Genomic DNA, 16,143 nt, shown 5'->3' on the forward strand with positions numbered 1-16,143 from the left:
CTCGACCCGTACGGCCGCGGCCGCGCCGCACGCCACGACGCGCCGCGTCTCCCACCTGGGAGGCGCGGCGCGTCGTCGTGCGGGGAGAGCTCCGACGAGGTCGGCTCCGCCGCCGGGGTGACGCCGTCCGTCGGCTGGCCGTCCTCGCCGTCCGGTCGCTGCACTCGCCCGGCCGCCTTCACGAGCCCGGTCGCGGAGGGTTTTGCTGCTGTGAGGACTCATGTTCGCCCCGACATGAGTCGTGGCGTCACAGAAGGTGCGGGCGGCGCGGCGTTAGGGCCGGGCTTCGACACACCGGTGCCGGTGCCGGACAGGAGAGGGATGTGAGCACACCGCAGAGTCCCGATCCCGAGCAGCGATTCACCGCGCTGTTCGACGGCACGTACGGCGACGTCCTCCGCTTCGTCTGCCGTCGGCACGGGGACGAGGGCGCGGAGGACGTCGTCGCCGAGGCCTTCCTGGTCGCCTGGCGCAGGCTCGAGGACCTGCCCGAGGATCCCGGCGACGCCCGGGCCTGGCTGTTCGACATCGCGCGGGGGACGCTCGCGAACTCGCGGCGCAGCGATCGTCGCCGGGACGCGCTCGGTGTGCGGCTCGCGGACCATGACGCCCGAGCCGGGCAGGTGAACGACGACGCGGCGACGGTGCGGCTCGATGTCGGCCGCTCCTGGACGCACCTCACCGAGACGGAGCAAGAGGTCATCGCGCTCACCGTGCTCGACGGTCTCACCTCGGCGCAGGCCGCCCGGGTCCTCGGCATCACTCCGGTCGCCTATCGGTCGCGACTGTCCCGCGCCCGACGGCGGCCGCGTCGTCTGGTGGAGGACGGCCCGCCGCCGAGCCCCCGTACCGCCGTCGACCGCATCGCACGCCGTGCCGACAACGCCTGGGAGGCGACCTCATGAGGACCACGACGCTCGAGAACACCCTGCGGACGCTCGATCCGGCTCCGCCGTCAGGCGACGGACGCCCCGCACGGGCCGATGCGGATCTCCGGAGAATCCTCGCCACCCCGCGCGACAACGGCGACCGCTCCGATCACCGGTCCGTCGGCGACCGTCCTGCCGTCGGCGCCCGCTCGCTCGTCGGCCGTCCTCGACGTGCGCGATGGCGCGCCGGGCTGGTCGCCGTCGCCGCGGCGACGCTGATGGTGACGACGGGCGTGGTCGGAGTCGACATCCTGCGGCCCACGACGGCTTCCGCGACATGGACACCGGTGGGGGATGCCGTTCCCGCCGATGCTCCCGGGGTCCAGCAGTGCGAGCAGTGGTGGCAGGTCGAGTCCTCCGAGCTCCGACCGGTCCTCCAGGAGCGCCGCGGGATTACCACCCTGGTCCTCGCCGCCGACGATCAGGGCCGCGAGTCGCTGTGCACCGCGACCCTGAGGGACGGGCAGGAGCCGATCGGCGGGATGACCTCGGTGGAGGAGGCTCCGATCGCCCAGCTCGCGCCGCACGAGGTCTCGACGACCTTCGTCGACACGACGTTCGAGGAGGGCATGCCGCAGAACGGGTGGCAGGCCGAGGGATCCACGGCTGTCGCCGGCGACGTCGGGGAGGACGTGACACGGGTGGTGCTCGAGACCGGCGCAGGGCCGGTCGAGGCGAGTCTCGCCGAAGGTCGCTTCGCCGCCTGGTGGCCGATCGAGGACGACTCCGACCCCCACCCCGAGGTGCGTGCGCAGATCACCACCGCCGACGGGGAGACCCGGACCGTGACGGCGCGCGAGCGGGGCTGACCTGGCGGGGCCGTAGAGTCGGGGCATGTCGCTGCCCACCGCCGCCGCCCCGACCGAGGTGCGCCTCGCGCACTGCCTGCTCGACGCCGACGGCGCCGTGCTCTCCGCCGCAAGGGCCGAGGAGCCGTTCTACGCCGCGAGCACCATCAAGCCGCACGTCTCGCTGGCCGTCGCGCGCGCCGCCGAGCAGGGCGAGCTCGGCCTCGACGCGGAGGTGCCCGTGACTCGCACCTTCACCGGCGTCGATGGCGAGCCCTTCACGCTGGGCGGCGACCACCTGGACCCCACCCATCCCGAGCCCGGCACGAAGATCGCGCGCGCGATCTCGCCACGCGGATGATCGACCGCTCCAGCAACGAGGCGACCGATCAGCCGCTCGAGCTCGTCGGCCTGGACGCGGTCGCGGCGGTCGTCGGTGAGCTGGGGCTCACCGCGACCCGGGTCGAGAGGCTGATCGGGGACGCCTCGGCGCTCGAGCGGGGCCTGACCAACGAGACCTCCGCCGCGGACCTCGCCCGCACCATGCACCACCTCGTCGCAGGCCCCGGCCTCTCAGGCGACTCCCGCGAGCTCGCCCTCGCGGCGCGCGCGCGCAGACGATCCCGATCATCGGGAGCGTGCCGCGGGACGGCGTCCGATGGGGGTCGAAGTCCGGGTGGGTCGACGGGTACCGGCACGACGTCGCCTTCTTCGAGGATCCCGCCGGGGCCGGGCGCCGGATCCTCGCAGTGATGACCGCGGGGCTCGCGGAGGACGAGGCCGATGCGCGGATCACCGCACTCGCCGCGGAGCTCCTGCCCGGGCTCACCGCCTGAGAGCGGAGCTCGAGGGCAGGCCGCGCGCGGCTCAGGCGTCGATCACGCGACGCGCCCCGGCGTACTCCCCGGTCGGGTCGTACTCGGTCAGCGACATGATCTCCACGCCGCGCGCCGCGTTCGGGGCCTGCATGATCAGGTCGTCCCCGAGGTACAGGGCGACGTGGCGGATCGAGTCGCCGCCCGGCTCCGTCGCGAAGAACACCAGGTCGCCACGGCGCAGGTCCTCCCGCGCCACCTCCGTGAGACCGGAGTGGTTCATCTGGTCCCCGGCGTCGCGGGCGATCGAGATGCCGTGGTGGTGGAAGAGCGTGTACGTGTACCCGGAGCAGTCGAAGCCCCAGGCGCTCACGCCCGCCCACAGGTAGCGCAGGCCCAGGAAGCGCTCGCCGGTGGCGATCACGTCCTCGACCGTCGGTGCCGGCGGCCGCTCGCCCTGCGCGCGCACCACCACGTCGTCGGCCGGGAGATAGGCGGGACGACCGCCGGGGACGGCGACCTTCACGGCCTTCGCGGTGCGGCCGAGCACCGGCAGGATCGTGTCGAAGGAGACGTCGATCCCGGGATGGTTCCCGGACGGCGTCCCGGTGAGGGTGCTGGTCAGCGTGGTGACGGTCGCGGTCTGGGAGGTCTCGGCGCGGCGGGCGAAGCCCTCGTCGACCACGAGATGGGAGACCGGGACCCAGCCGGGGTAGCCGCGCGGATCGCGCGGGGTGGACTGCGCGGTGACGACCACGTGGGCCCATTCCCCGTCGATCTCGTCGACGATCACCTCGCTGCCGAGCACCGCCTGGCTCTCCAGCTCGCCCGTCAGCCAGCGGCGGGTCTCGGTGTCCTCCATGTTCGCGTTCCAGGCGTCGAGGTCGACGGGGGCCGACACCGCCGGGTCGTCGATCCCGGGCCGGTTCGTGCGCGGATCGACCCACAGCGTCGTCGCGGAGACGGCGACATGGGCGCGATCGCCCGGCGCGGGCGCCGTGCCGGCGGCGGGCCGCGGCGCGGGGGCGGCGGAGGCGGGGCCGAGCGCGGCGAGGGAGGCGACGGCGAGACCGGCGGTGCCGGTCGCGGCCAGGCGCAGGCCGTCGCGTCGGGTGAGGTCGGGGAGGCGGCGGATGGTCATGGCATCTCCTTCAGGGGGTGGGCGCCGGGGCGCCGACGGGGGAGGGGCGTGAGGGATCGGGGACGGTCGGACATCTGGTCGCTCACCGATCACCTCCCTCGGCGTCCTCGTCGGGGCGGAGCGAGCTCGAGGCCGAGCCCGGGCCCGCCCGCGAGGCGCAAGACGCCGTGCTCCTGGACGATCCCGCCGCGGGGCGGCGCGGAGGCGAACCAGGCCGGCGGGTCCAGGTCGATCATCGTGATCGCCGGGTGCGCGAGCGCGAGGTGCGCGGCGGCCGTGATCGAGATGCGCGGCTCCATCATGGCCCCCAGCATGCAGTCGATCCCGGCCCGACGTGCCGCCTCGGCGACCTCGATCGCGCCGCGCGACCCGCCGGTCTTGGCGAGCTTGATGTTCAACAGGTCGCAGGCCCGCGCCTCGATGAGCCGGTGCGCATCGGCCGCCGACCACACGGCCTCGTCGGCCATGATCGGCACGGACACCGCGGCGGTGACGCGGGCGAGCCCCTCCACGTCGCCGGCCGCGACGGGTCGCTCGACGAGCTCGACGGGCAGGCCGTCCTTCTCGAAGCCGGTGATGATCTCGACCGCCTGGTCGGGCGACCAGCCCTGGTTCGCATCCAGCCGCGCCCGCGCCGACGGGGCCGCCTCGACGACCGCGGCGAGCCGCTCGCGGTCCTCGGCGATGTCGTGGCCGAGCTTGATCTTCAGGATCTCGTGCCCGGCCGCGACGGCCTCCCGCGCCCGCTCCGCCATGGTCGCGGGCTCTTCGAGGGAGACGGTCATGTCGTTGCGCATCGTCGCCACGGCGTCGCCGCCCAGCAGCGGCTCCACGAGCGGCCGCCCCGCCGCGCGGGCCCAGGCATCGTGGAGGGCGACCTCGAGCGCCGCCTTCGCGCTCGTCGCCCCGGGCATGGCCGCCGCGATCCGGGCGGAGAGCTCGCCGATCGTGCCCTGCGCGCCGCGCGCGCGGCGCCGAGCGGCCCGTCGAGCGCGGCGAGGATGCTGGCGGCATCCTCGCCGGTGACCACGACGGTCTCCGCGGCCGAGCCCTGCCCGACCGCGCCGCCGGCGAGCTCCACCTCGGCGACCACGTACTCGACCGCCTCGGTGCGGCGGGCCGCGGTGACGAAGGGATGGCGCGGCGGCGCCCGGTGGCGGTGGCGGCGCACCGCCACCACCTCCAGCACCGCCTGCTCGGCGTCCTGCTCCATGGGACCGCCGGTCACAGGGCCGACATGATCTGCGCGGCGGCGAGACCGAGGAAGGTGCCCAGGAACGAGCCCATCAGCGCCATCAGCACGCCGACCGGCACGAGCTGGCGGTTGAAGGCGCTGGCCACGACCGGCGCGGAGGCGATCCCGCCGATGTTCGCGGTCGAGGAGACAGCGATCGAGAACAGGTCGGTGCGGGTGAGCTTGGCGTAGACGACCATGATCGCCAGGTGCACGAGCACGACCAGAAGGCCGATCAGCAGGTACAGGGGCGCCTGCGTGAGCGCGGAGAAGTCCGAGCCGGAGGCGATCTGACCGATCACCACGAACAGCATCAGCGTCGCGATCTCCGTGGACCCGCCGATCCGGCCCAGCGGCGTCTGGGCGATGACGAGACCGAGCACCGAGACGATGACGATCGTCCAGGTGGTGGCGTTGACGACGTCGCCCAGCTCCGGGAGCAGGCCGCCGATCCAGGTCGCGACGACGGAGACGAAGATCGAGCCGAAGACGACGGTCGCGAGGGACTGCACGGTGATCGGCGACTGCTCGGTCTCGAGGTTGTCGCCGTGGTCGGTCAGGTGCGTCGAGCGGGCCTTCGTGAAGCGGTCGAAGCGGCCGGAGACGGCGACGGAGGAGAAGGCGACGGTGAGCCAGATCGAGTAGATGAGGGTGTCGGTGATCAGGGCGTAGCCGAAGATGTTCTCCGGCGCCTGGAGGATGTCCTGCACCGCGACCATGTTTCGCCGCCGCCGGTCCAGGAGGCCAGCAGTGCGCCGAGCACCTTCCACGCCTCCGGGTGCAGGGCGCTCTGGAACGCGAGGAACACGCCCACCATCGCCACGAACAGGGAGGCGGCGGAGACGGCGTAGGTCAGCAGCGACCGCGGGCCGAGCTTGATGATGCGGCGCAGGTCGCGACCGAACAGGAACAGGAGGATCATCGCCGGCAGGACGACGTCCTTCACGGCGGCGATGGGGGCGCGGGTCGCGTCGTCCTGCCCGAACACCCCCAGGGAGTTCAGCGCCGCGCACAGCAGGTACATCAGCACCATGCCGGGCACGTACTTGAACAGCTTCCAGCCGGTGGTGCGCTCGAGCACGATCAGGGCGCACGAGAGCGCCAGCAGGACGCCGAGCATCAGCAGTCCGTCGGTGATCACGGGGTCTCCTCGGTGAGTGGGGAAGGGGATGCGGCCGTGCCCCCGGCGGCTCCGGGGACAAAAAATCGGAAGCACCGGGAACCGGCGCCTCGGGCGAGGCGCGGTGCGGTGCTTCCGACGGGATCCGGTTCGGTGAGGTTCCGGGCGGACGGTCGCGTGTATGTGGTTATGACTCCTGGTCGGGGAGGGCCGACAGGTCGCGGTACTTCGCGGCGGCGGCGGCGCGCACGGCGGCGGCGAGAGCCTTCTGCGAGGACCCGTGGTACCTGTCGGTGATCGACTCCACCAGGGCGTCCTCCTCGAGCAGTGATCGACCGACCACCAGCTCGCGGACGAACTCGACCGTGAGCGTCAGTGTGGCGGTGCAGTCGGTCGCCTGGATGACGTGGGTCTCAGTATCGACGACGAGGCCGACGAAGAACAATCCCCACTGCGTCGTGATCGGATTGTTGCTCGGGGACTTCGCCTCCCCCGTGAGGTAGATCGTGCGGGTCATCCGGTGATCCTATGCGGGTTCTGGAGATGAGGCGCGGCCGACGACGGGAGCGGCCCCGGGCCGGGCGGTGCCCGGCCCGGGGCCGCAGGTCAGGGAGGGAGGAGGTCAGCGGAGGTTCGCCGGACCGGCCTGCTCCGCGGCCTTCTCGGCCTCGGCGCGACGCTCCTCGCGCTGGGTGTCGAGCTCCTCGGCGTTGTCCGCGGGGGCGGACTGCGTCATCAGCGCACGCCGCTGGGCGGCGGGCTGGAGGTCGACGAACTGGCCGCCGAGCTCGCCGCGGACGCGGTTCTCGGAGCCGGTGGGCGCCGGGTCGTTGCCCTCGCCGGTGAGGTCGCCGCGGATGATCGTGTCGGTCACGTCGACGCCGTCGGTGTTGTCCGAGGCGGTGACGTCGCCGCCGAAGTAGGTGGCGCCCTCGCAGGTGATCTTCTGGCCGCCGGACCCGAGGCGCACGCCGGCGTTGCCGGTGAGGGTCGCGTCGCCGTCGAGCTCGCCGGCGCAGAAGGTGGTGCCCTCGGTCGCGCCGGTGACGGTCAGGTTCCCGGCGACGGTCGAGTCGAGTATGTCGGTGAACTCGGAGTTCTCGCTGGTCACGTTGCCGCCGATGGTGTTGCCGCTGAGGTGCACGAGGCCCTGGGCGACGTTCACGCGGCCGGTGATCGAGGAGTCGTAGGAGTACAGGAAGGGCGAGGCGCCCTCGGCGGCGCGGCCGTTGTAGTTGCCGTCCACCGCGGACTCGTCGAGGTAGACGCCGTAGCCGCCGTTGGAGACGACGTTGCCGGCGATCTCGGAGGTGGAGGCGTCGAAGTAGCCGTCGCCCCGGACGAGGACGCGGCCGTCGACCGAGGAGTCGGTGATGAGGAGGTCGGCGCCGGCCTGGACGCGCACCTCGCCCTCGATGGTGACGTCGGTGAGGACGCAGGACTTGCCCTTCGCGACGACGAGGTCGCCGGGGACGGTGACCGAGGAGGCCTCGCCGTCGCAGCGGGTGGTGAGGGCGGCGCTCGCGGAGCCGGCGGTCGCGGCGATGCCGGCGGCGGCGAGGGCGGCGGCGGAGAGGAGGGTCACGGAACGGGAGAGGGTGCGCACTGGGGCTCCTTGGTCGCCGCGCCGGGCAGGGCGGGGCTGTGGGGTTCGATAGGGGTGCGTCACGACCGTAGCGACTCACCTCACACCGGACAATCGATTCGGCGAGATTCGCGGGAGTTCACCGAGATTTCCCCTGCTCGTGCCCCGGACGACGAGCTCTCGTCCCGCTCGCCCCGGCCGCAGGTCAGAGCGGGAGGCGCACGTAGGTCGTCTCGAGGTACTCGGCGAGCCCCTCATGGGAGCCCTCCCGGCCCAGCCCCGACTCCTTCACCCCGCCGAAGGGGGCCGAGGGGTCGGAGGCCATGCCCAGGTTCACCGCGACGATCCCCGACTCGAGCCGTCCGGTGACGGCCGTGACCTCGACGAGGTCCTCGCCCATCACGTAGGCCATCAGCCCGAACTCGGTGGCGCCTGCCGCCGCGATCATCTCCTCGACGTCGTCCAGCACCGTGATCGGCGCGAGCGGGCCGAAGATCTCCTCGCGCCGCACGCGCGCGTCCCGCGGCACGTCGGCCAGCACCGTCGCCTCGTGGAAGAAGCCCTCGCCCTCGCCGGTGCCGCCGCCGGTGAGCACCTTCGCGCCGCGCTCGACCGCGTCGGCCATCAGCTCCTGGACGGAGTCGACGGCGGCGGCGTCGATCAGCGGTCCGAGGGTCGTGGCGGGATCCGCGCCGGGGCCGAGCACGAGCCGCTCGGTGCGCTCGACCAGCCGGTCGGTGAACTCCTCCGCCACGGAGGAGTGGACGTAGAAGCGGTTCGCGGCGGTGCAGGCCTCGCCGTTGTTGCGGAACTTCGCGAGCATCGCCGCCTCGACCGCGGTCTCCACATCGGCTGACGGGAGGACCAGGAAGGGTGCATTGCCGCCCAGCTCCATCGAGGTGCGCGGACGTGCTGGGCGGACTGCTCGATGAGGGTGCGGCCCACCGCGGTGGAGCCGGTGAAGGAGACCTTCCGCAGGTGCGGATCGGCCATCAGCGTGGAGGAGAAGGTCCGCGAGTCGCTCGTGACCACGCAGTTCACCACCCCGTCCGGCACTCCGGCCTCGGCGAGGATCGCCATCAGCGCCAGCGAGGTCAGCGGCGTCTTCTGCGCGGGCTTCAGCACCACGGTGCGACCGGCCGCGAGCGCCGGGCCGATCTTCCGCGTCCCCATCGACAGCGGGAAGTTCCACGGCGTGATCAGCAGGGTGGGGCCGACGGGTCGGACCGTGGTGAGCACGGCGTGGTCGGCGGCGGGGGCGTGGCGGAACCGGCCGGGCTCGCGCACCGCCTCCTCGCTGAACCAGCGCAGGAACTCCGCGCCGTAGCTCACCTCGCCGTACGCCTCGGCGAGCGGCTTGCCCATCTCCAGGGTCATCAGCGCCGCGAGGTCGTCGGCCCGCTCGTGGCACAGCTCGTAGGCGCGGCGCAGGATCTCCGAGCGCTCGCGCGGCGTGGTCGCGGCCCATTCCTCCTGCGCGGCGCAGGCGGCGTCCAGGGCCTTCGCGCCGACGGAGGCGGCGTCGGCGTCGACCACACGGGTCAGCGCCGCGCCTGAGGCGGGGTCGATCACCTCGAGCGCGGCGGTGCCGCCGAGGAAGCGGCCGCCGACGAAGGAGCTGGTCGGGGTGCGCTCGAGCACCTCCGCGATGCGGGTGGGGGTGAGGGCGGGTCGCTGGGACATCGGAACCTCCTGCGTCGACGGATGATTCCTCCAGTCTGCACCCGTCCCGCCCCGCCGTGCCCGTTCGTTCTCAGTCGTGCCGGGCCGCGCTCAGCCGGCGGCGAGGGCGTCGACCGCGCCGATCAGGCCCAGGTGGCTGAAGGCCTGGGGGAAGCTCCCGATCATGCGGCGGTGCGTCCCGTCGTACTCCTCGGCGAACAGGTGCAGGTCGTTCCCGCAGGCGAGCAGGGTCTCCATCAGTTCCTCCGCCTCGTCCCGCCTGTCGGTGGCGGCGGTCATGGGACCAGTGCATCACGGACGGCCGGCCGACGGTCCTGAGCCGGCGACGAGGAACGGTGGGCGAGCGGGGCGACCGGACTACGGTGAGCCCATGACGAACTCCGAGAACAGCCTGTCCGTGGACGTGCTCGTGATCGGTTGGGGCAAGGGCGGCAAGACCCTCGCCGCGGCTCTCGCCGGCCTCGGACAGAAGGTCGCGATGGTCGAGCAGTTCGCGTCGATGCACGGCGGGACCTGCATCAACATCGGTCGCGTCCCCACCAAGACCCTCGTGCACGACGCCCAGGAGCGTCGCGAGGACGACGACGCCGCCTCCTACTGGGCACGGGCCGTCCAGCGCCGCGACAGCCTCATCGGGACGCTCCGCGACGTCAACCACCACCTGCTCGCCGACCTCGACACGGTCACCCTCGTCGACGGCCGAGCCCGCTTCGTGGGCGAGCGGACCGTGGAGGTCAGCGGCGGCGAGGACCGCCTCACCGTCACCGCGCCGACGGTCGTGGTGAACACCGGCGCCGTGCCCTCGCGACCGGATCTGCCGGGGATCGACTCCCCTCGGGTGCACGACTCCACCTCGCTGCAAGACGCCGATCCCTTCCCGCGGCGGCTCGCCGTGGTGGGCGCCGGGCCGATCGGGCTCGAGTTCGCCTCGATGTTCGCGGGCTTCGGCGCCGAGGTGACGGTGCTGAACCGTCGCCCCCGCCTGCTGCCCGCGGAGGACGAGGACGTCGCCGCCGAGGTGCAGTCCGTGCTCGAGGGCGACGGCATCACCGTGTCGCACGAGGCGGACCTCCGCGGCGTCGAGGACGGCCCGGAGCAGGCGGCGCTGCGCCTCGACGTCGCGGGGCGGTCGCGCCAGCTCGCGGCCGACGCCGTGCCGCTGGCCACCGGGCGCCGCCCCGCCACCGACGACCTCGGGCTCGAGGCGGCGGGCATCGACGTGGACGAGCGCGGCGCGATCGTGGTCGACGAGCACCTGCGCACCAGCGCCCACGGCGTCTACGCGCTCGGCGACGTGCACGGCGGCGCCCAGCAGACCTACCTCTCGCTCGACGACCACCGCATCGTCCTCTCCCAGCTCACCGGCGACGGCTCCCGCTCCACCTCCGACCGGGTCGCGGTGCCGACGACGACCTTCCTCACCCCGCCGCTCGCGGCCGTGGGCCTCACCGAGGCGGAGGCACGGGAGCAGGGACGTAACGTCCTGGTCGCGACGCAGAAGGTCGCCGCGATCAAGGCCATGCCCCGCCCGAAGACCCTCGGCGACCCCCGCGGACTGGTGAAGATCGTGGTCGACGCGGGCACCGACGAGATCCTCGGCGCACGACTGTTCCACGTCGACGCCCAGGAGGTCATCAACCTGATCGCCCTCGCGATGCGCGCCGGCACCACGGCGACGCAGGCTGCGGGACGGGATCTGGACCCACCCCTCCTCGACCGAGGCGCTCAACGAGACGCTCGGGAAGCTCGCGCCGGTCGAGTGAGCCGCGGGCGCGGCGGGTCCTCGGCCGGGGACAGCGTCTGCCCCGCCGTGCTCCGCTTCGCCCCGCCGACCGTCGGCCCCGGCGGGGTGAGGCAACTCATCCACCAGCGAACCCCCTGATCGCAGGCGCTTTCCCGACCCTTTTCCAGGGTTCTCCGAGGGTTCCTCGACGGAAGTCCGAGGCACGGTGCGGAGCGTGGGTCCATGAACTCCACCCCGCCCTCCTCCCCGGTGCCTCCTCACTCCCCGCAGGGCACCGACGCCCCGCCCGTCGAGGACGCCGCGGGCGCCTCGGCATCGGAGGTCAAGAGCCTCTCCGTGCCCGGCCTGCTCGCCGGCGGCGCCGCCGCGGCGACCACCTCCGTGATCGGCGGCCAGCTCGGCATCAGCGGCACCGTGCTCGGTGCCGCGATCACCTCCGTGATCTCCGCGGCCGTGGTCGCCTTCTACACCGACTCCGTCAACGGCACCGCCCGCAGGCTCAAGCAGGTCAAGGCCAAGGCGGGGGAGAAGGCGCGACCCCGCGTCGGAGGCGGGGAGGTGCACTCCTCGCGCACTCGCCGCGGTGCGGGCGAGGACGGCGCCGTCGGGACGGACGCCGCCGGGACGTCCGAGCACCGGGCCGGTGCGGACGGCGCCTCCGGGGAGACGCCGGGTCGCGGCCGACGGATCGGGAGGATCGCCCTGATGAGCGTGGTCATCGCCCTGATCGGCATGGCCGCCGTGTTCGGCGTCCAGCGTCTGACCGGCACGGAGCTCTCCCCGGGCACCGGCGAGATCCAGCGCTCCGTCACCGGCACCGAGCACGTGGCCCCGCGCGAGGACTCCGGCGGCACGACCGAGGACGGGACGTCCGAGGACGGCACCGGCGAGGACGGCACGCAGCAGCAGGACGGGACGGAGCGAGCAGGACGGCACCGGCGAGCAGGACGGGACCGGTCAGGACGGCACCACCGTCGACCCGCAGCGAGCAGGACGGCACGACCGACGACGGCACCACCGGCGACGGTACCTCCGGGCAGGGCGGCGGCACGAGCGGCGACGGCGGCTCCTCCGGCGGAAGCTCCTCAGGAAGCGGCGGCCAGGACGGCGGCGGAGCCTCCGGGAGCGGGTCGTCCGAGCGCGGCGGCTCCGGGAGCGGCTCCTCCGGCAGTGCGAGCTCCGGCGGCGGTGCCTCGGGCAGCGGATCGGGCTCGACCGGCTCCGAGAGCTGACCCGTCGGCGGAGCCTCCGGCAGGTCCGGCGGCGCGGGGCCGAGCGGTCCCGGTGGCCCGGCCCGTCGGCGCTCAGGCCTGCCCGTCGTCCTCCGTGCCGCCCGCCCCGGCGACGAACTCGCGCAGGTGGGCGGAGAGCTCGAGGCGGCTCGGCTCGTGGCAGTACATCATGTGCCCCGCCTCGTAGTACTCCACCCGGATCCGCTCGGCGTAGTCCTCGCGCGGGATGGCGAGCTGGGCGAGCACGTGCTCGCTGGCGTGGAACGGGGTCGCCGCGTCGTGATAGCCGTGGGAGACCAGCACCCGGGTGTGCGGGGACTTCCGCGAGACGCGGGCGAGATCGGAGGCGACCTCCACCGAGCGGTTCTCGAAGTCCTTGTAGCTCCACGGGTGCACGCGCCCGGACATGATCTCGTAGACCACGTCGGCGGAGAACTCGAGCTCCCCGCGCAGGTAGTGGTTGATCGCCGCGGTGTAGCTCGGGGCGAGCTGGTCGATCGACGGATCGGTCTCCATCCGCGCCGCGTTGCCGTCCCCGGCGGGCGCCGTGAAGCGGCCGTCGATCCGGCCGGTCACCAGGCCCTCGTCCCGCAGCGACTCGGCGAGGAAGGCCTGGTGCTCCACGCGCAGGTCCGCGCGCTCCACCCAGTCCGGGTCCACGCCGATCAGCGCCCCGATCCGGGCCGCGGCCTCCTGTTTCTGCGCGGGGTCCAGCCGCAATCCCGCCGCGAGCAGCGCTGGGTACTCCTGCTCGGCGAAGGCCTCGGCCTCGTCGACCACGTCCTGCAGCAGTCGGTCCTCGTGCTTGCCGTGGGCGTGGGCGATCGCGGCATAGGTGGGCAGGTAGTGGAGGTAGGGGCGGTCGTTGCCGGGGGAGAACACGATCGTGCCGAAGTCCAGCACCGGCGAGATCAGCACGATCCCGGCGACGGCGAGGTAGTAGCGGTCCAGCAGTCGGGCCGCGACGGCGGAGGCGCGGGTGGTGCCGTAGGACTCGCCGGCGAGATGGACCTCGGAGGTCCAGCGGTCGTTGCGGGTCAGCCAGTCGATGACGAAGGCGGCGATCAGGTCGCGGTCCGCGGCGAGGCCGTGATGGCGGTCGGGCTTCTGCCCGGGTGCGGGGCGGGAGAAGCCCGTGGTCATCGCGTCGACCACGACGAGATCGGCGTCGCGCAGGATCGTCTCGTGGTTGTCCAGCAGGCGGTGCGGGGGAGCGGCGGGGGCTCCCGCGTCCCCGGAGTCCACGCGGCGCGGGCCCAGCAGGCCCAGGTGCGACCAGACGGTGGAGGCGCCGGGGCCGCCGTTGAAGGCGAACACCACCGGGCGGGGCTCCTCGCCCGGGGAGGTCGCGACGTAGGAGACGGAGAACAGCTCCGCGTAGGGCTTGCCGCGCCCGTACTCCTCGCCGTCCGGCTCCTCGCGCGCGACACCACGGTGCCGGCGGTGGCGGTGTAGTTCAGCGGCCCGTCCGGCGGCGCGAGGCTGTGCAGGGTCGTGACCAGGCGGTCCTCGGGGGCGGTCCGGTCGGTGTCGGAATCCGGGCTCGCTGCCGGTCGCGGGGGAGGTGCTGGGGGCGGCGGGCTGGTCGTTCACACGAGCTCCTTCGTCGGATGCGGCATCGCGCTCGATGCTACGCGGGCCCGCTGCGTGGGGGCCTCCTGCAGGAAGGGGACGTGAGCGGCACGCCGCGGAGCTCAGCCGCGCGGCGTGCCGCTCACGTCCCCTTCGTGCGGTCGCGGCGGCGAGATCAGTCCAGGGCCGAGATGTCGTGGGGCTCCTCGGCGCCGGGCTCGTTGTCCCGCACGACCATGCGGATCGGGTCGAGCTTCGTCCAGACCACGAACAGCACGCCGACGACGAGCATCGCCAGGCCGGCCCACAGGTTCGCGTTCATCCCGTCGGTCTTCGCCGCCTCGTCGGGCGAGAAGGCCACCAGGCCCATGATCACGAGGATCAGGCCGAACAGGCCCAGCAGGGTGCCGATGAAGTTGCGGATGTCGAACGCGCCGGCGGTCTGCACGGTCGCGTCGGCCGGGACGTCGGTCCCGGCGGGGGTGTTCTCCTCGGAAGTGCTCATTGCTTCTCTCCTCCGTCTGCTCAGGCGAACGCGATGTTCAGGACGATGACCAGGACGAGCGCGATGCCCGCCATCGGCACCGGGCGGCGCCAGAAGGGCATGTCCTTCTCCTCGGGGTCGACCAGATCGGCCCTCGGCGTCTCCGAGTAGACCAGGCCCTTGAGCTCGTGGGCGGGCTTCGGGGCGGTGATCTGGGTGACCGCGACCGAGACCACGATGTCGACCACGAAGGCGGTCGCGGCGCTCATGAACGCGAGGCCCTGGCCTGGCAGGGAGAAGACCCCGAGGAAGGTCGAGGAGCCCCACAGGATCACGGCCGAGAGCGTGCCCGCGACCAGGCCCGTCCAGCCGGCGGTCGGCGTCATCCGCTTCCAGAACATGCCCAGGATGAACGTCGCGAACAGCGGCGCGTTGAAGAAGCCGAACAGGGTCTGGAGGTAGTCCATCAGGTTGGAGAACTGCGCGGCGATCAGCGCGGTGAAGATCGCGATGACGCAGGCCGCGGCCGTCGCGATCCGGCCCACCTTCGTGTAGTGGTCGTCGGGTGCGTCCTTCTTCACGTACTGCTGGTAGAGGTCGTAGGAGATCACCGTGTTGAAGGCGGAGATGTTCGCGGCCATGCCGGCCATGAACGCGGCGAGCAGGCCCGCGATCGCGACGCCGAGCAGGCCGTTGGGCGCGACGTCCCGCATCAGCGAGCAGCGGCGCGTCGTTGTAGTTCACGCCCGTGGCGGCGGCGCCGGCGGCGTCGCCCGCGTGGTCGAGTCGCTTGAACTCGGTGAGCTCCCCGACCAGCACCGCGGCGATCATGCCGGGGATGATCACGATGAAGGGGATGAACATCTTCGGGAAGGCGCCGATGATCGGGGTCATCCGCGCAGCGGTGATGGACTTGGACGCCATCGCGCGGCGCACCTCGACGAAGTTCGTGGTCCAGTAGCCGAAGGAGAGCACGAAGCCCAGGCCGAACACGATGCCGATCACGGACAGCACGGGGGAGTCGAAGCCGGAGAGGGCCTGGCCGGGCCAGGAGTGCAGCTGCTCGGAGCCGAGCATCCCGTCGCCGGCGATGCGCTCCTTCATCCCGGACCACCCGCCCACGCGGTGCAGGCCGATCAGCGTCAGCGGCGGCAGCGCCGCGACGATCACGAAGAACTGCGCACCTCGTTGTAGATCGCGGCGGAGAGGCCGCCGACGGTGATGTAGAAGAGCACGAACGCGGCGGCGAGCACGAGGCCCACCCACATCGGCCAGCCCAGCAGGCGGTTGACGATCGTGGCCAGCAGCGAGAGGTTCACGCCCGCGATCAGCGGCTGTGCGACCGCGAAGGAGATCGCGTTGACCAGGTGCGCGCCCTTCCCGAAGCGCATGCGCATGAACTCGGGGACGCCGCGCACCTTCGAGCCGTAGTAGAAGGGCATCATCACCACGCCGAGGAACAGCATGGCGGGGATCGCGCCCACCCAGAAGTAGTGCATCGTCGGCATGCCGTACTGGGCGCCGGTGGCGGACATGCCCATGATCTCGACCGCGCCGAGGTTGGCGGAGACGAAGGCGAGTCCGGTGACCCAGGCGGGCAGCGAGCGGCCGGAGAGGAAGAACTCGATGGAGGTGGAGACGCCGCGCTTGGCGTACCAGCCCACACCGAGGACGAACACGAAGTAGAGCGCGATGATCGCGTAGTCGATCCACTGCGCGTCGAGTCTGAGGTCGACCATGAAGGGTCTCCTTGCGACGAGGAGGCGTGCCGCGACGTCGAGCAGGAGGTGGCGCGCGGGCGGGGAACGGCGCCGCC

At 72.6% G+C, this 16,143-nt stretch carries 14 protein-coding genes and 4 pseudogenes; 7 read left to right on the forward strand and 11 right to left on the reverse strand.

The genetic code is table 11. The features are described 5' to 3' along the window. Positions 1–323 precede the first annotated feature (323 nt). The 5 genes and pseudogenes from WKH84_RS16460 (at position 324) to WKH84_RS16480 (ending at position 2,553) form a co-directional block, all read left to right on the forward strand. The gene (locus WKH84_RS16460; RefSeq protein ID WP_341854442.1) at positions 324–905 is read left to right on the forward strand and encodes a sigma-70 family RNA polymerase sigma factor; all 582 of its coding nucleotides are present in this window, start codon (positions 324–326) and stop codon (positions 903–905) included. Then, positions 902–1,738, forward strand: coding sequence for a hypothetical protein (locus WKH84_RS16465; RefSeq protein WP_341854443.1), 837 nt, complete (start codon positions 902–904; stop codon positions 1,736–1,738). The genes WKH84_RS16460 and WKH84_RS16465 overlap by 4 nt, the downstream gene beginning before the upstream one ends. A 25-nt stretch (positions 1,739–1,763) precedes the next feature. After that, positions 1,764–2,078 carry a serine hydrolase gene (locus WKH84_RS16470; RefSeq protein ID WP_341854444.1) on the forward strand — a complete coding sequence of 105 codons (315 nt, stop codon included), beginning with the start codon at positions 1,764–1,766 and terminating at the stop codon, positions 2,076–2,078. Then, a pseudogene (locus tag WKH84_RS16475) lies at positions 2,075–2,263 on the forward strand (serine hydrolase); the annotation flags it as partial. The gene WKH84_RS16470 and the pseudogene WKH84_RS16475, both read left to right, overlap by 4 nt. A 92-nt stretch (positions 2,264–2,355) precedes the next feature. Next, the gene (locus WKH84_RS16480; RefSeq protein WP_341854445.1) at positions 2,356–2,553 is read left to right on the forward strand and encodes a serine hydrolase; all 198 of its coding nucleotides are present in this window, start codon (positions 2,356–2,358) and stop codon (positions 2,551–2,553) included. A 31-nt stretch (positions 2,554–2,584) separates the two neighbouring features. On the opposite strand, the gene WKH84_RS16485 is transcribed toward WKH84_RS16480, so the two are convergent. The 8 genes and pseudogenes from WKH84_RS16485 to WKH84_RS16520 form a co-directional block, all read right to left on the reverse strand. Beyond that, positions 2,585–3,673 (reverse strand): C40 family peptidase, encoded by a 1,089-nt coding sequence (locus tag WKH84_RS16485; RefSeq protein WP_341854446.1) that lies wholly within the window; start codon positions 3,671–3,673, stop codon positions 2,585–2,587. Between the two features lie 89 nt (positions 3,674–3,762). Continuing rightward, entirely contained in the window at positions 3,763–4,470 is a 708-nt protein-coding gene (locus tag WKH84_RS16490) for an enolase C-terminal domain-like protein (protein WP_341854447.1), read from the reverse strand. Continuing rightward, entirely contained in the window at positions 4,455–4,901 is a 447-nt protein-coding gene (locus tag WKH84_RS16495) for a hypothetical protein (RefSeq protein WP_341854448.1), read from the reverse strand. The genes WKH84_RS16490 and WKH84_RS16495 overlap by 16 nt, the downstream gene beginning before the upstream one ends. Further along, positions 4,898–6,048 (reverse strand): annotated as a pseudogene (locus WKH84_RS16500) (DUF819 family protein). The gene WKH84_RS16495 and the pseudogene WKH84_RS16500 overlap by 4 nt, the downstream one beginning before the upstream one ends. 166 nt (positions 6,049–6,214) lie before the next feature. Beyond that, positions 6,215–6,544 carry a DUF3870 domain-containing protein gene (locus WKH84_RS16505; RefSeq protein WP_341854449.1) on the reverse strand — a complete coding sequence of 110 codons (330 nt, stop codon included), beginning with the start codon at positions 6,542–6,544 and terminating at the stop codon, positions 6,215–6,217. A gap of 105 nt (positions 6,545–6,649) precedes the next feature. Beyond that, positions 6,650–7,633 (reverse strand): hypothetical protein, encoded by a 984-nt coding sequence (locus WKH84_RS16510; protein ID WP_341854450.1) that lies wholly within the window; start codon positions 7,631–7,633, stop codon positions 6,650–6,652. A gap of 184 nt (positions 7,634–7,817) precedes the next feature. After that, positions 7,818–9,295 (reverse strand): annotated as a pseudogene (locus WKH84_RS16515) (NAD-dependent succinate-semialdehyde dehydrogenase). 90 nt (positions 9,296–9,385) lie between these two features. Then, positions 9,386–9,574, reverse strand: coding sequence for a glycoside hydrolase family 15 protein (locus WKH84_RS16520; protein WP_308445951.1), 189 nt, complete (start codon positions 9,572–9,574; stop codon positions 9,386–9,388). A gap of 91 nt (positions 9,575–9,665) precedes the next feature. On the opposite strand from WKH84_RS16520, the gene WKH84_RS16525 reads away from it, so the two are divergent. Both WKH84_RS16525 and WKH84_RS16530 read left to right on the forward strand, forming a co-directional pair. Next, on the forward strand, positions 9,666–11,177 hold the full coding sequence (locus WKH84_RS16525) for an FAD-dependent oxidoreductase (protein ID WP_341854451.1): 1,512 nt from the start codon (positions 9,666–9,668) through the stop codon (positions 11,175–11,177). Between the two features lie 84 nt (positions 11,178–11,261). Further along, the gene (locus WKH84_RS16530; RefSeq protein WP_341854452.1) at positions 11,262–12,458 is read left to right on the forward strand and encodes a hypothetical protein; all 1,197 of its coding nucleotides are present in this window, start codon (positions 11,262–11,264) and stop codon (positions 12,456–12,458) included. Here the strand turns inward: WKH84_RS16530 and WKH84_RS16535 are convergent. The 3 genes and pseudogenes from WKH84_RS16535 to WKH84_RS16545 form a co-directional block, all read right to left on the reverse strand. After that, positions 12,344–13,864 carry a carboxypeptidase gene (locus WKH84_RS16535; protein ID WP_341854453.1) on the reverse strand — a complete coding sequence of 507 codons (1,521 nt, stop codon included), beginning with the start codon at positions 13,862–13,864 and terminating at the stop codon, positions 12,344–12,346. The two genes, WKH84_RS16530 and WKH84_RS16535, sit on opposite strands and share 115 nt — an antisense overlap. A gap of 154 nt (positions 13,865–14,018) precedes the next feature. Further along, a complete protein-coding gene (locus WKH84_RS16540; RefSeq protein WP_263312082.1) occupies positions 14,019–14,348 on the reverse strand; it encodes a hypothetical protein in 330 nt (109 codons plus the stop codon). A 20-nt stretch (positions 14,349–14,368) separates the two neighbouring features. Further along, positions 14,369–16,066: pseudogene (locus WKH84_RS16545) on the reverse strand (sodium:solute symporter family protein). Positions 16,067–16,143 lie beyond the last annotated feature (77 nt).

This window comes from Brachybacterium sp. GPGPB12, from assembly GCF_038396325.1.
Classification (GTDB): Bacteria; Actinomycetota; Actinomycetes; order Actinomycetales; family Dermabacteraceae; genus Brachybacterium; species Brachybacterium conglomeratum.

Excerpts from the sequence above, each read along its gene's own strand:
- WKH84_RS16465 (WP_341854443.1), top strand. The coding sequence starts at position 902 with ATGAGGACCACGACGCTCGAGAACACCCTGCGGACGCTCGATCCGGCT.
- WKH84_RS16470 (WP_341854444.1), top strand. The coding sequence starts at position 1,764 with ATGTCGCTGCCCACCGCCGCCGCCCCGACCGAGGTGCGCCTCGCGCAC.
- WKH84_RS16485 (WP_341854446.1), bottom strand. The coding sequence starts at position 3,673 with ATGACCATCCGCCGCCTCCCCGACCTCACCCGACGCGACGGCCTGCGC.
- WKH84_RS16490 (WP_341854447.1), bottom strand. The coding sequence starts at position 4,470 with ATGCGCAACGACATGACCGTCTCCCTCGAAGAGCCCGCGACCATGGCG.
- WKH84_RS16505 (WP_341854449.1), bottom strand. The coding sequence starts at position 6,544 with ATGACCCGCACGATCTACCTCACGGGGGAGGCGAAGTCCCCGAGCAAC.
- WKH84_RS16520 (WP_308445951.1), bottom strand. The coding sequence starts at position 9,574 with ATGACCGCCGCCACCGACAGGCGGGACGAGGCGGAGGAACTGATGGAG.
- WKH84_RS16525 (WP_341854451.1), top strand. The coding sequence starts at position 9,666 with ATGACGAACTCCGAGAACAGCCTGTCCGTGGACGTGCTCGTGATCGGT.
- WKH84_RS16530 (WP_341854452.1), top strand. The coding sequence starts at position 11,262 with ATGAACTCCACCCCGCCCTCCTCCCCGGTGCCTCCTCACTCCCCGCAG.
- WKH84_RS16540 (WP_263312082.1), bottom strand. The coding sequence starts at position 14,348 with ATGAGCACTTCCGAGGAGAACACCCCCGCCGGGACCGACGTCCCGGCC.